The sequence below is a fragment of the Streptomyces sp. MZ04 genome (assembly GCF_004684775.1).
In the GTDB taxonomy this organism is placed as follows: domain Bacteria; phylum Actinomycetota; class Actinomycetes; order Streptomycetales; family Streptomycetaceae; genus Streptomyces.
The window spans coordinates 1-13,538 of the sequence record NZ_SRIC01000232.1 but is presented as its reverse complement, the minus strand read 5'-3'; the positions used below and the strand labels follow the sequence as shown (position 1 = coordinate 13,538).

The window sequence follows — 13,538 nt, the reverse complement described above, 5'->3', positions numbered from 1 at the left end:
GTGTTGGGGTGGGTGTTGGGTCGAGTGTTGGGCAGGGTGTCGCCATGGAGGCCGCCATCCGTGCCGGAACTGTGACGAGAGGTGGCGCATGGCCGTCCCGTGCTGGTCCTGTGCGGTCAATCGCGGGCGCAGGGCGGACGGGGGCGCGTCACAACCGTGCAGGGCGAGTTGGACCTAAGGCGCAACTCGGGCGCAAACGGGCACGCGTGAAAGCCGCTGCCCCTGTTTGACCTTCCGTCGCTTCCGTACCATCGGCTGAGTAGGGTCGGTCGAATTGCCGACCTCCAGCCACTCCATCCGCTCCCTCCCAGCAGAGGACACCAGGACACCCGCCATGGCGCGCACCACTTCAAGCTCTACGGGCCCGTCGGCTCCGCGGAACCGGACGCCGCAGCCGCTGCCCCGGCGTCGTCGTACGTTCGGGGACTTCGTCAAGGCGTTCTTCGCCTTCGTCGCCCTTGTCGCGCTGGTCGTCGGCGTGCCCGGAGCCCTCGCGTACGCCGTGGGGTGGCCGCTGCCGGGCGGTTCGCCCTCGCTGGACTGGCTGCAGCAGGAGATCACCGTCGGGACGTTCATCAACGTACTGACCGTCGTGGTCTGGCTCGCCTGGGCCCAGTTCGCCGCCTGCGTGCTGGTCGAGGTCAAGGCCGCGTTGTCCGGCGTAGGCATGCCCAATCGCGTTCCCGGCGCCGGCGGGAGTCAGCTCCTCGCCCGTCAGCTCGTCGCCGCGCTGCTTCTGGTGGGTGCCACCGCGGCCAGCTTCGCGCCGGGGCTCTCGCAGTTCGGGCAGTCGTTGGAAGGGAATCAGAAGCCCGCTTCCGCTGCTTCCGCCCAGCAGACCCCGGGCGGTCTCTTCGGGCAGGAGCAGGCCGGGAGCGCCGCCAGTGCCATCGCCGAGCAGGCCGAGCAGGCAGCCGCCGACGCCGCGGGCGACAAGAAGGACGGCGACACGAAGTACTACCGGATCCAGCCGCCCGAGGGGCGTCACCATGACTCGATGTGGGAGATCGCCGAGCGGCATCTCGGGGACGGGCGCCGGTACAAGGAGATCTACCAGCTCAACAAGGACCGGCAACAGCCGGATGGGTCGCGGTTGTCCGAGGCCAGTCTGATCCGGCCCGGCTGGATCATGGAGATGCCCGCGGACGCGCACGGCGGCGAGCTCGTCGAGATGCCCGACGAGGCGCCCAAGATCTCGCAGGACCTGAAGGAGCAGATCTCCGACTACGCCAAGTCCGGGGATCACCAGCAGGGCGGCGGATCCCAGGAGCAGGGCGGCGGCCAGGAGCAGGGTGGCGGCGGGTCCGTCGATCGCGACACCGCGCACATCACCATTCCTGAGCAGCGGCCTTCCGAAGGCGGCGGGCAGGGGCGGCAGGAAGCCCCTGCCGCCAGCAGTGGGAGTGACTCCGAAGGCTTCTCCTTCGGGCTGTCCGAAGCGCTCGTCGGGGCGCCCCTCCTCGCCGCCGGCCTGCTCGGCGCGCTCGGACGGCGCCGGCGCCACGCGCTCTGGCAGTCCGCCATGGGTGCCGTCGGCGGCCGCCGCGGCATGGAGCCGCCGACGCCGACCGGCGGTGCCGCCTCCGCCCAGGACGCGCTGCTCGTGGGCGCCGACCCCGAAGGCGTACGCCTTCTGGACCTCTCGCTGCGCGGGCTCGCCGCATCGCTCGCCGAGGAGTCGCGTGCCCTGCCGACCGTCTACGCGGCCTGGCTCAGCAACGGCGATCTGCACCTCCAGCTCGCCCAGCCCGCCGGGCGGCCGCCCGCGCCGTGGCAGCTGGGACAGGACGAGACGTTCTGGATGCTGGCGCGCACCGACGCCGAGCGCTACGAGGATGTGGATACCGCCGCTCCCTATCCGGGGCTCGTCAGCCTCGGCACGCTCGACGACTCGCGGCTGCTGCTCAACCTCGAAGCCGTGCCCGGCGTCGTGTCGCTGAGCGGACGCGAGGCCGACCGTGCCGCCGTGTTCGCGTCCGTCGCCGCCGAGCTCGCCACCAACGGCTGGTCGGACCGCATGACCATCACGCTCGTCGGCTTCGGCCAGGACCTGACGCCGCTCGCGCCCAACCGGCTGCGCCACCTCGACGGCATCGAGGCGCTGATCGAGACCATGGAGGCCGAGACGCGGCAGCGGCGCGGTGCGCTGGGGGCGGCCGGACACGACTCGGTGCTCACCGGGCGTACGGGCCCCGCCCAGCACACCCGCTGGGCGCCGCACCTCGTCCTGCTCGCCGCCGAGCCGACCGGCGACGACGCCGTGAAGCTCGCCGAACTGGCCGCGGACGCCGGCAGGTTGGGGATCGGCTATCTCGTCGGGACCGAGTCCGGCGATCTGCCGGGTGCCGCCTGGGAGATGGAGATCACCGGCCAGGGCAAGCTGCTCGCCCCGCTGCTCGGGCTCGAACTGGAGGCGCAGACGCTGCCGGAGGCCCTGCGGCGTTCCGTCGTCGAGCTGTTCGTCGACGCCGACCCGGGGGACGGGCCCACCGGCCCCGGATCCGGTCCCGGCCGTGCGGCGACCGCTCCGCCGTTCCTCGTCGACGTCACCGAGCAGGGCAGGCCCGCCGTGTACGCCCGCCTTGTCGGTACGTACGAGATCATCGGCCTCGACACTCCGGACGGCGAGCGCAGTCCGCTGCTGCACGAGGCGCTCGCCCTGCTCCTGCTGCACCGCGAGGGTGTGCACCCCCGGGTGCTCGCCTCCGCGCTGTGGCCGCGCGGTGTCACCGAGGACGTGCGGGACGCGCTCGTCGACCGGCTGCGGGAGTGGCTCGGCACCGAACCGGACGGCGCGCCGCGGCTGCGGGCGGACCAGAGCGGGCGGCTCACGCTGGCCAAGTCCGTCGTCTCCGACCTGGACGTGCTGCGCTCGCTCTACCACGAGGCCACGCAGGGACGCGGTGCCAACAGCCGTGCCGTGCGCGGGCGGATGCTCACCGACGCCCTGGTGCTCGTGCGCGGGCCGCTGCTCGCGGACCGGCCGCAGGGGCGCTACGGCTGGCTCACGCACGAGATCATCGACGCGCAGCTGCCGCTGCTCGTCGCCGACATCGGGCTCGCGCTCTCCGAGTTCCACCTGGAGAAGGGGCGCGCGGAGAAGGCCATCGAGGCGCTGAACGCCTCGCTGAACTCCGCGCCGGGCGACGAGCGGCTCTGGAACGAGCTGCTCCGGGCCACGCATGCGACGGGCGACTCCGCGCGGCTGCAGGGGATTGCCGCGGATCTCGTCGCCCGTAGTGGCGCGCGGGGCGTGCCGCCTCGGACGGAGGCCCTGCTGGACGAGCTGCTGCCGACTTGGCGCAGTGGCCTGACCGCGGTCAGCTGACGGGAAGTCGGCCTCCTTGTTGCTGATCCTCGCCCTCGGCGGCGCCCTCTGGGGCGCCCTCGCCGGTCTTTTCGTACCGCGTGCCGCCTATCGGCTGTCCGTGCCGCCCGGCGAGTACTGGCGCCCCGAGACCCCGGAGGGGGCGGCCCTCACCTCCTGGGTCGGGCTCGCCCATCACCCGGGCGCCGGGTGGTACGGGCCCCGCACCTCGGGTGTCGCCCCCGCCACCGCCCTCGTCTGCGCCGCGCTCGCCCTCACCACCGGCGCACGGCCCGAGCTCGGCGTCTGGATGCTGCTCGCGCCCTTCGGCGTGCTGCTCGCCGTCGTCGACTTCACCGTGCACCGGCTGCCGGACGTGCTCACGCTGCCGCTCGCCGGCGCGGCGCTCGCGCTGCTCGGGGGCGCCGCGCTGCTGCCCGAGCGCGGCGGCTCGTGGACCGGTGCGCTGTACGGGGCGCTCGCGCTCGCCGGTGCGTACTTCGTGCTCTTCCTCATCAGCCCCAACGGCATGGGCTTCGGGGACGTGAAGCTCGCGCTCGCCCTGGGTGCCGTACTCGGCTGGTACGGGTGGGGCGTGCTGCTGCTCGGCACCTTCGCCGGGTTCCTGCTCGCCTCGCTGTACGGGGCGGGGCTCGTCATCGCCCGCCGCGCCGGGCGCAAGACGGCGATTCCGTTCGGGCCCTTCCTGATCGGCGGCGCGTTCGTGGGCCTCATGATCGGGGCGTACGCCGCCTGACGTCGGGCGGCCCGAAGGGCTGGCGTACGCTGGATCAGTCCGTCCGCAACCCCTATGAAAGGGACCTCCGGTGACCGAGAAGGCCGACCTCACGTCTGTTGATGTCACAGCCGTCCTCGACCGTGCCGCCGCAGGCGGGCGGATCACCCCGGAAGAGGCGCTCGTCCTCTACCGCGACGCCCCGCTGCACGCGCTCGGTGCCACCGCGGACGCCGTGCGCCGCCGGCGCTACGCCGGTACGGAGCACATCGCGACGTACATCATCGAGCGGAACATCAACTACACGAACGTCTGCGTGACGGCGTGCAAGTTCTGCGCCTTCTACGCCGCCCCGAAGGACACCAAGAAGGGCTGGAGCCGCGACCTCGACGACATCCTGCGCCGCTGCGCGGAGACCGTCGAGCTGGGCGGCACCCAGGTTATGTTCCAGGGCGGCCACCACCCGGACTACGGCGTCGAGTACTACGAGAAGCACTTCGCCGCGATCAAGAAGGACTTCCCGCAGCTGGTCATCCACTCCCTCGGTGCCTCCGAGGTCGAGCACATGGCCCGCATCTCCAAGGTCTCCGTCGAGGAGGCGATCCAGCGCATCAACGCGGCAGGCCTCGACTCCTTCGCGGGCGCCGGCGCCGAGCTGCTCCCGGAGCGGCCGCGCAAGGCCATCGCCCCGCTCAAGGAGAGCGGCGAGCGCTGGCTGGAGATCATGGAGACCGCCCACAACATGGGCGTCGAATCCACCTCCACCATGCTCATGGGTACGGGCGAGACCAACGCCGAGCGCATCGAGCACCTGCGGATGATCCGCGACGTACAGGACCGGACCGGCGGCTTCCGCGCCTTCATCCCGTACACGTACCAGCCCGAGAACAACCACCTCAAGGGCCGTACCCAGGCGACGATCTTCGAGTACATCCGCATGATCGCGATCGCCCGGATCTTCCTCGACAACGTCGCCCACATCCAGGGCTCCTGGCTGACCACCGGCAAGGAGGCCGGCCAGCTCACCCTGCACTACGGCGCGGACGACCTCGGCTCCGTGATGCTGGAGGAGAACGTCGTCTCCATGGCCGGTGCCAAGCACCGGAACAACCTGCGCGAGATGATCGACATGATCCGTACGGCGGACCGCGTCCCGGCCCAGCGCGCCACGACGTACGAGCACCTCGTCGTGCACGACGACCCGGCGAACGACCCGGTCGACGAGCGTGTCGCCTCGCACATCTCCTCCACGGCGATCGAGGGCGGCACGGCCCACCCGGAGCTGAAGCTCCTCGCCTCCAACTGAGGTTCTGTTGCTGACACTTCACGTCGCCGAACGCTCGCCGGAGTCGGCGGTCCTGGCCGACGGCGCGAGCATCGCCGCCGTCGGCCCGTACGAGGAACTGGCCGCGGCGCACCCTTCGGCCCGCGTCCGGCGCTGGCCCGGCATCCTCACGCCGGGCCTGCTCAACCCGTACGGCCCGGAGCTCCTCGAGGCCATGTACCACCCCGACCCGCGCGAGGCGGACCGCCTCGGCACCGACCCCATCGGCGGGGAGCGTGCGGCGGCCATCTTCCGCGCGGACCCGTCCCGCCTCGGCGCCAGCGCGCGCCGGGGCGTACAGCGCCTCCTGGCGCACGGCACGGTGGCGGTGGCGGGCGAACTCCGCGCCCGCCCGGTCCTGGACGCGGTCCGCAGGGCGGGCCTCGCGGTGGGCCAACGCCCGCAACGACTCCCGGGCCCTGCGTCGCTGTCCCCGACGCCGCTGGTCCTGCTTCCGCCCTTGGCCGCGGGCGGCCCGGCGCGCTTCGCGATCTTCGATGTCACCGACCGGGCGGACCTGGTGCGGCGAGGGGCGGGGACGTGCGTGGCGACGGTGATCGGCGGCAGGTTGGTGTACAGGGCCCGCTGAATCAGCTCCGGGGGGCGCCCCGTAAGGGGCGCGGGGAACTGCGCGATCAGCCACGACAAACCCGCACTCGCCAAGGACGGAACACGGCAGACGCGACGGCTGTCCTTTGACAACGAAGTTAGTCGCATGCAGCGCGCTGGCCTGTGGCGACTAAATGCTGTCCCGTAATGATCTTGGAGCCAGCGAAAGAGGTCGGCCGCTGTGTCGCTTCTTCGCTCATCCAGCGAGGGCGAGGTTGTGCAGGCGGGTGATGCCAAGCATGGCGTGGCGGACGCCATCGCCCTTCTGGCGGCAGTCGCGGAGGATCTTTCAGCCCTTCATGCGGGCGAAGGTGTCCTCGACCCGGGCGCGAACTCGCTCGTGGGAGCGGTTGTGTTTCTCCTTCCAGGCCGGGAGGTCCTCACCCTTCGTCCTGCGGTGTGGGATGACGAGCCCGGTGCCTTGGTAGCCGCCGTCCGCGATGGTCATGGTGCGGCCGACCGCCTGCTTGGCGCCGGACTCCTCCCAACCGCGGGAGTCGTGCCGGTTGCCGGGCAGCGGCCGGCCGACGACCACGATCAGACGGCTGTCGGCGTCAATGACCACCCGATGCGCCGTGGAGTAGCGGTAGTTGTCTTCGACTGTTCAGCGATCGACCGGTCCCGGGTGGCCACCAGGGTGCCGTCCACGATGGGCACGGCGTCCTTGCGGAACCGCTTGCGCGGCTAGAGTGCGAGCAAGGGGCCGAGGTGGTCGATGATCCGGTCGGCCGCCGACTTCGAGACGCCGAACAGCGGCGCGAGCTGGCGCATCGTCAAGTTAGTGCGCCAGTACGCCGCGATCAGCATAATGCGGTCCTGCAGCGACGGCTCCACGGCCGACCCCGGTGTGCATCAGCCGCGGTCTCGCGGCGTACGTCGGTCACCAACTTTGCCGAAGCAGCGCGGGCTCAGCCCGGTGAACGGGGCTGTCCAGGGCGGCTCTGACGCCGTGACCACACCAGCCGCATCAAGCTGATCTAATCCGCGACCAGCCGTTGCAGGACAACCTTTGGCGGGCGGGGTCCGTCATTCGCCGAGGCCCTGGCCGAATCCGCCGTCCACGGGCAGTTCCACGCCGGTGGTGAAGGTGGCTTCGACGGCCAGGTACAACGCGGCGGCGGCGATCTCCTCCACGGTGCCTCCGCGACCCATCGGGGTGGAGGCGTTGCCCTGTTCGATGAACTCGGCGCGCTGCTCTTCGGTCAGTTCGGCGACACCCATGGTGGGGGTGAGGATGAAGCCGGGGGCGATCGCGTTGACGCGGATCTTGCGGGGGAGCAGCTCGGCGGCGAGCACCTTGGTGAAGGCGGCGACGGCTTCCTTCGCCCCGGAGTAGGCGCTGAGACCAGGGAAGATCTGGTCGTTGGAGACGGTAGTGAACACGATCGAGCCGCCCTCGGACAGCAGCGGGGCCAGCCGCTGCACGGTGAAGAAGGCGCCCTTTGTGTTGACATTGAAGATGCGGTCCCACGATTCCTCGGTGACCTCTTCGAGTGTCTGGAACTCGGCGATGCCCTGATTGACGAACAGGTAGTCGATGCCGCCGAGGCGGTCGGCGACCTGGTCGCCGAGGTCGGCGATGGCGGCGGCGTCGGTGGCGTCGGAGCGCACCGCGTGGGCCAGCGGGGTGTCGAGCGCCGCCTGGGCCTCGGCGAGTCGCCGGTCGCTGCGTCCGGTGTAGATCACCTCGGCGCCGCGGTCGGTGAGGGCCTGGACCATCGCCCGGCCCATGCCGACGGTTCCACCGGTGACGACGGCCTTCTTGCCCGCCAGGGGCTTCGGGTCGATGACTGAAGACTGCCGGGTGCTGTGGTTGGTTGCCATGGCGGTTACGCTAAACATTGACATTGACGTCAGAGTCAAGCTTCTGTGTCGGGAGTCACATGTTCATCGGCGAGCTGTCGAAGCGCACCGGCGTCAGCACCAGGGGTCTTCGGTACTACGAGGAGCAAGGGCTGCTGCGACCGCAGCGACGGGCCAGCCGCTATCGCGAGTTTGAGGAACCCGATGTGGCCACCGTGCGCCGGATCCGGATCCTGCTCGCGGCCGGGCTGAATACGGACCTGATCCGGGAAGTGCTGCCCTGCATGGCCGACGAGGGGGCCATCTTGGCGCCGACCTGCGAAGAAATGGCCCAGGACCTCAAGCACGAACGCGAGCGCCTGAGCCGCTCCATCGAAGAGCTCCAAGCCGCCCACACCATGCTTGACTCGATCATCCACGCAGGCGAACCGGTCACCGCCCGGGCCGACTGCAACGGATAGGGACGGATCCCCACGGCGGACGCCTCTAAAACATCACCAGCCCCGACGCCTTCGGCATTGTCTCGATCTGCAACCAGTAACGGGGCAGCCTTTAGGCTGGATGTCGACGGGGCGGCCGATCCGTCGGTGCCTGGTAGCTCTCCGGGCGGCGTCTGCGCGTTTGCCGTGAGGGTCTCGGCTGGGGGTTCGATGGTGGCCGATGGCGGTGAGAGACAGGCGCACCTCGGGGCGAGGACTGGCTGACGCGGAAGGCATGGGCGTCGTACATCGGTGGCACGCTGGAGAACCACGACATCGACTGCCTACATCAGGATCTGACCCAGCCGGAGCGGATGGACGAGATCGCGGACGTGCTGCGAGCACGGCTGCGATGACTTTTCCCGGGCCCGCGGGTCTACCCTTCCGACAGCGATGATCAGAGATCACCGAACGGGAGCAGGTAGCACCATGACGCAGTTGCTGCGGGTCCAGAACTTCACCGTCTCGAGCGACGGATTCGGCGCGGGCGAGGGGCAGAGCCTGGAGCGGCCCTTCGGCCACACCGATCCGATGAGCTTGATGAGCTGGGCCGGCACCACGGCCAGCTGGAAGATGCGGACGGAGCCGGGCGGCAGCCGCGGACTGGACGACTACTTCATCCGCGACCACGACCACAACATCGGCGCCGAGATCATGGGCCGCAACAAGTTCGGCCCCCAGCGCGGCCCCTGGGAAAACGAGGAATGGCAGGGCTGGTGGGGCGACGAGCCCCCCTTCCACACCCCGGTCTTCGTCATGACCCGCCACACCCGCCCGTCCTTCACCTTGTCGGACACCACCTTCCATTTCGTCAACGACGACCCCGCCAAGGTCCTGGAGAAGGCCAAGGAGGCAGCCCAGGGCAAGGACGTCCGCGTCGGTGGCGGCGCCACGACCATCCGCGCCTTCCTGGAGGCGGACCTGGTGGACACCTTGCACGTGGTGGTGAACCCAGCGATCACGCTCGGCTCCGGTGCCCGCCTGTGGGAGTCCCGGGACGAGCTGACCGACCGCTTCCACCTCGACGTGGCCCCCAGCCCGACCGGGGTGGTGCACCACCTGTTCTGGCGGAAGTGACGCGCTGAGAACTGTCCAGGCGTCCACGAACACGGCTCCGGTCTCCAACAGCCGCGCCACCGTATGCTCCGGGTCGATAAGCGACTCGGGTGTGTGGAGCCGGGGAGACCGATGCGCCGCCGTGGAGACCACAGCCGCATAACGCACGGCATGGACATGGGCACGACGCAAACTCCGTGCGTCACTCAAGAAGAGCAGGGACAGGCGTGCCCCGTGCGGAGCATCCGGCGATAACCCGTGCAGCACCTCCAGAATGTGCCCCTCCCACCAGCGAGCCTGGTCCGCGGCCTTCATGGGGAACTCAGCGATCCGCGCCGTCGGTGGAACCCGACGCTCCTCGCCCTTCATTCGGCACACCGAGCGGCCCGGCTCAGGACCATGCGCGGCCCGAGCAGTTCGACGTCCATCTGCTCGGCCGCCAACTCGTGCTTCCACAACAGGTGGAACAACACGGGCAGCGTCGAAAGCCGGTCGCCGGCAGCCTCAGCCCCAGCCATCAGCGGCCCAGGCTGCGAGAAGATCTCTAACAGCCGAGCCGCATCCGACTCCCGTCGGCAGCGCGGGTGACGGTAGCGCGACAGCCACCGGACGTTCGCCAGCAGCACCGCCTCCGGAACCCCTACCCGCTCGAACCTCCACCCGCTTCACCGCAGGCGCTGCGCGTCACGTCGAACGCCTCAGCATCCCGCGGCGCGATCCAGTCATCGGCACGGACGTCGACGACCACCGCCGAGCCATCCACCCGTCGCACGAAGAAGTCCGGGGCATGCCGACGCTCACGTTCCCCGTCGTACCAGTGCAGCCAGAACGGCTGGGACGCCATCCCAGCCACAGCAGGATCGAAGTCCATGAGCACCAGCCGGTCCCGCTCCAACCACGACTCGAAACCGACGTGCTGTCCCGTCGTCGCAGCCCAGTACCACCCGGGGAAATGACGCCCACCCCACGACCACCGAAACGGCCGGACCGGCACCGCGTCTTCGAACTTGTCCGTCGCACAGTCCACCAGCGGACGACGCCGCTTACTCCCGCGCTTGCCGTCCACACGACACGACACCTCGACGTACGGGGCGGTGCTTTCCACCCTTGTCGATACCGACATTCGACACCCCCAGTGTGATCACCCTTCCGACTAGATTCACTGTCAGAAAGGCCGAAACAGCTGGGTTCGCTGTCAAACGCCTCGATTGGATGACAAAGGACAACGGCGAAATGCCCGCCGCAGGCGAAAGAACCCAGGCCTGGCACAATGGCCAAGTGACCCGCGCCTCCCTGGAAAAGCAGCCGCACGAAGTCGCCTCGATGTTCGACGACGTGGCGGAACGGTACGACCTCACGAACGACGTGCTGTCGCTCGGACAGGCCCGGCTCTGGCGCAAGGAGGTCGCGAAGGCCGTCGACGCGCGCCCCGCGCAGAAGGTCCTCGACCTCGCCGCCGGGACGGCGACCTCGTCCCAGCCGTTCGCCCGAGCGGGAGCGTACGTCGTGCCCTGCGACTTCTCGCTCGGCATGCTGCAGGTCGGCAAGGCGCGCCACCCCTGGATGCCGTTCACCGCGGGGGACGCGACGAAGCTGCCGTTCAAGGACGACACGTTCGACGCCGTCACGATCTCCTTCGGCCTGCGCAACGTCCAGGAGACGGACCAGGCGCTGCGCGAGATGTACCGCGTGACGAAGCCGGGCGGCCGGGTCGTCATCTGCGAGTTCTCGCACGCCACGTGGGCGCCGTTCCGCACGGTCTACGAGGAGTACCTGATGCGGGCGTTGCCGCCGGTGGCCCGCGCGGTGTCGTCCAATCCCGACGCGTACGTCTATCTCGCGGAGTCCATCCGCTCCTGGCCCGAGCAGCCGGAGCTGGCCGCGCGGCTGCGGGGCGCCGGGTGGTCGAAGGTGGCATGGCGGAATCTGACCGGTGGTGTCGTGGCCCTGCACCGGGGTTTCAAGGCGTAGCTCCGGGCGCTCTCTGAAGGGGAGTTGACGGGAACCGGCCACGGGGCAAGATGTGTCCGTTGATACGACTCTGCCGCACCGCCTCGGGCGCTGCGAGCTCGGACGGCACGAGTCGGTCCTTCTGGTCATCCTTCTGGTCGTCCTTCTGGTCGTCCTTCTGGTCATCTCCCCAATGACGGAGCGTTCCCATGGCGTCGCCGCAGTGTCCCCAATGCGGGTCATCCATCCCCGATGAGGCTCGCTTCTGCATGAAGTGCGGGCGGGAGCGGGTGCGTGACACCTCGGTGGGCGTGGAGCCCGAGCTTCCGCCCGCGGCCGAGCTGGGCGTTCCCACCGGGGTGGGTGCGGAGGCGCATCCGGAGGCGCAACCGGAGGATCCGGCGGCGCATCCGGAGGCGGTGCCCGCCGCACCGCTCTCACCGCCCCCGCCGGGGTACGTCCCCGGGCAGCCCGCGGCGCCCTCGCCGGTAGGAGCCTTCCTGGGGCGGGCGTTCCGCGGGGACTGGGCAGGGGCCGCGCAGGCCGCGCTGTGGCCTGTGGGCCTCGTGCTGATCGCGGCCGTGGCGCTGGCGGTTCCCTCCTACGGGCAGGGGAACGACGGAGATGACGTCACCGTCGGGTTCGGCACGCGGATGCGGATCGCGCTCGCCCTGCTGCTCCAGGCGGTCGGCGGCGGCTTCGAGATCTCGGGCGGCGAGCGGCAGCAGTCGATGTTCGGGGGCGGGAGTTACGGCGGGGACCTCGCGTTCGACGGCAGCGCCACGCTGCACCTGATTCCGCTGACCGCGACCGCGCTGTGGATCGGGGCCCTCTTCATCGGCGTACGCATCCTGCGCAGTCGTGTTCTCGTACGCGGCGGGCGCCACGGAGGCGGCACGGCCGGTCTGGAAGCGGCCGTGCGGGTCACGCTGTTGGTGACCGGCGGGATGCTCGTGCTCGGTCTCTTCGCGCAGCCCGAGATCGAGGGCGTCGAGATCTCCTCGTCGCCCGTGCTGGCCACGCTCGGCGCGCTCGTCCTCGCACTCGCCGTCTCCTGCGGTGTGCTGCACCGCGATGACTTGGCCCAGTGGCTGACCCAACGACCGTTCCTGCAGGCGCTGTTCCGGGCTACGGGCACGGCGTTGCGCGCGCTCGCGGTCGTGCTGGTGCTCTGCTCGGTCGTCGCGTTCATCAGCCTCACCCAGATCGACGGCCTCGCCGACGCGATGGACCTCGAAGACGCCGATGTTTCCCCGCTGGTCATCGCCCTGCTCGTGCTTCCGAATCTCGGCGCCGCGCTGCTCGGCCTCGGCTGGGGAGCGCCGCTCGAGGCGTCGGCGCAGGGCGGCGGTTCGGGCTTCGGCGGCGGCTACGAGAGCGAGTCGTTCGGCCTCTCCGAGCTGGGCGATGTCACCAACTCCTGGGCCGTCGTGGGCGCGTTGACGCTCGGCCTGGTCTGCGCGCTGACCCTCGGCGTCCTGGCCGCGCGCCGCTCCGCACACCGGGGCGAGCAACTGCTCGCGGCTGGTGTCTTCTTCGGCCTCATCCTTCTGCTCTCCGGGGTCGGCGGGCTCGGCGTCGAGGCGACAGGGAGCGCGTCGTCGGAGTTCGGCGGCGGCATGGACAGCTCGGGCAACGGCAGCTTCGAGATGGGCGTGAGCGTGCAGGACGCGCTGCTGTTCGGCCTGCTCTGGGTGTCCGCGGCGGCGTTCGTCGCGCCGTTCCTGCTGCAGATGCTGGGGCAGCGGACGGGTCTCGCCCCGGCGGCGGGCCTTTCGGCTGGTCCGGCGGGAGCTGCGGGTGGTTCCGGTGCGTCTCCGGCAGGTTCCGGCGGGCCTGCGGGTGGTCTCGCTGCGCCTGCGGCTGGTTCCGGCGGGTCTGTGGGTGGTTCCGGTGCGTCTCCGGCAGGTTCCGGCGGGCCTGCGGGTGGTCCTGCTGCGTCTGCGGGTGGTTCCGTCGCCGGTCTGGCTGGTCCTGGCGGCCTTTCGGCTGGTTCCGGCGGGCCTGTGGGTGGTTCCGGCGGGTCTGTGGGTGGTCCTGCTGCGTCTGCGGGTGGTTCCGCCGCCGGTCTGGCCGGTCCTGGCGGCCTTCCGGCTGGTTCTGCCGGGCCGGTGGCCGGTCCCGCCGCGTCTCCGGCTGATCCTGCCGTCCCTGCGGCTGGTTCCGCTGACCTGCCGGCTGGTTCCGCTGCGTCTCCGGCTGATGATGCTGTCCCCGCGGCTGGTTCCGCTGCGTCTCCGGCTGGTCCTGCTGTCCCCGCGGCCGGTCCCGCCG

Annotated in this window: 11 protein-coding genes and 1 pseudogene; 8 read left to right on the top strand and 4 right to left on the bottom strand. The window is 70.4% G+C overall.

Annotated features, from left to right (window positions below; genetic code table 11):
* Nucleotides 1-334 precede the first annotated feature (334 nt).
* From E2651_RS32915 to E2651_RS32900, 4 genes are all read left to right on the top strand, one after another.
* Nucleotides 335-3,328, top strand: a complete 2,994-nt coding sequence (locus E2651_RS32915; RefSeq protein WP_135334914.1) for a bacterial transcriptional activator domain-containing protein — start codon at nt 335-337, stop codon at nt 3,326-3,328.
* Between the two features lie 16 nt (nt 3,329-3,344).
* On the top strand, nt 3,345-4,064 hold the full coding sequence (locus E2651_RS32910) for an A24 family peptidase (protein WP_135334913.1): 720 nt from the start codon (nt 3,345-3,347) through the stop codon (nt 4,062-4,064).
* Between the two features lie 70 nt (nt 4,065-4,134).
* Nucleotides 4,135-5,349, top strand: a complete 1,215-nt coding sequence (gene mqnC, locus E2651_RS32905) for a cyclic dehypoxanthinyl futalosine synthase (RefSeq protein ID WP_135334912.1) — start codon at nt 4,135-4,137, stop codon at nt 5,347-5,349.
* Nucleotides 5,350-5,356: 7 nt separating this feature from the next.
* Complete coding sequence (locus tag E2651_RS32900; RefSeq protein WP_135334911.1) at nt 5,357-5,956, top strand: hypothetical protein; 600 nt, start codon at nt 5,357-5,359, stop codon at nt 5,954-5,956.
* A 216-nt stretch (nt 5,957-6,172) separates the two neighbouring features.
* Here the strand turns inward: E2651_RS32900 and E2651_RS32895 are convergent.
* Nucleotides 6,173-6,933, bottom strand: a pseudogene (locus E2651_RS32895) (transposase).
* A gap of 69 nt (nt 6,934-7,002) precedes the next feature.
* Nucleotides 7,003-7,800, bottom strand: coding sequence for an SDR family oxidoreductase (locus E2651_RS32890; protein ID WP_135334910.1), 798 nt, complete (start codon nt 7,798-7,800; stop codon nt 7,003-7,005).
* A gap of 59 nt (nt 7,801-7,859) precedes the next feature.
* On the opposite strand from E2651_RS32890, the gene E2651_RS32885 reads away from it, so the two are divergent.
* Both E2651_RS32885 and E2651_RS32880 read left to right on the top strand, forming a co-directional pair.
* Nucleotides 7,860-8,240, top strand: coding sequence for a MerR family transcriptional regulator (locus E2651_RS32885; RefSeq protein WP_135334909.1), 381 nt, complete (start codon nt 7,860-7,862; stop codon nt 8,238-8,240).
* A gap of 447 nt (nt 8,241-8,687) precedes the next feature.
* Nucleotides 8,688-9,335, top strand: coding sequence for a dihydrofolate reductase family protein (locus E2651_RS32880; RefSeq protein WP_135334908.1), 648 nt, complete (start codon nt 8,688-8,690; stop codon nt 9,333-9,335).
* 344 nt (nt 9,336-9,679) lie between these two features.
* Here the strand turns inward: E2651_RS32880 and E2651_RS46220 are convergent, their stop codons facing one another.
* Together E2651_RS46220 and E2651_RS46215 are read right to left on the bottom strand one after the other, a co-directional pair.
* Nucleotides 9,680-9,832, bottom strand: coding sequence for a hypothetical protein (locus E2651_RS46220; protein WP_348541681.1), 153 nt, complete (start codon nt 9,830-9,832; stop codon nt 9,680-9,682).
* A 122-nt stretch (nt 9,833-9,954) separates the two neighbouring features.
* Complete coding sequence (locus tag E2651_RS46215) at nt 9,955-10,380, bottom strand: TnsA-like heteromeric transposase endonuclease subunit (RefSeq protein WP_348541680.1); 426 nt, start codon at nt 10,378-10,380, stop codon at nt 9,955-9,957.
* A gap of 212 nt (nt 10,381-10,592) precedes the next feature.
* Between E2651_RS46215 and E2651_RS32870 the strand changes: the two genes are divergently transcribed.
* Nucleotides 10,593-11,285 (top strand): demethylmenaquinone methyltransferase, encoded by a 693-nt coding sequence (locus E2651_RS32870; protein ID WP_135334907.1) that lies wholly within the window; start codon nt 10,593-10,595, stop codon nt 11,283-11,285.
* Between the two features lie 188 nt (nt 11,286-11,473).
* A partial coding sequence (locus E2651_RS32865; protein WP_135334906.1) for a zinc ribbon domain-containing protein occupies nt 11,474-13,538 on the top strand: 2,065 nt, incomplete at its 3' end.

Coding starts and splice junctions, on each gene's coding strand:
- E2651_RS32915 (WP_135334914.1), top strand. CDS start 335: ATGGCGCGCACCACTTCAAGCTCTACGGGCCCGTCGGCTCCGCGGAAC.
- E2651_RS32890 (WP_135334910.1), bottom strand. CDS start 7,800: ATGGCAACCAACCACAGCACCCGGCAGTCTTCAGTCATCGACCCGAAG.
- E2651_RS32885 (WP_135334909.1), top strand. CDS start 7,860: ATGTTCATCGGCGAGCTGTCGAAGCGCACCGGCGTCAGCACCAGGGGT.
- E2651_RS32880 (WP_135334908.1), top strand. CDS start 8,688: ATGACGCAGTTGCTGCGGGTCCAGAACTTCACCGTCTCGAGCGACGGA.
- E2651_RS46220 (WP_348541681.1), bottom strand. CDS start 9,832: ATGGCTGGGGCTGAGGCTGCCGGCGACCGGCTTTCGACGCTGCCCGTG.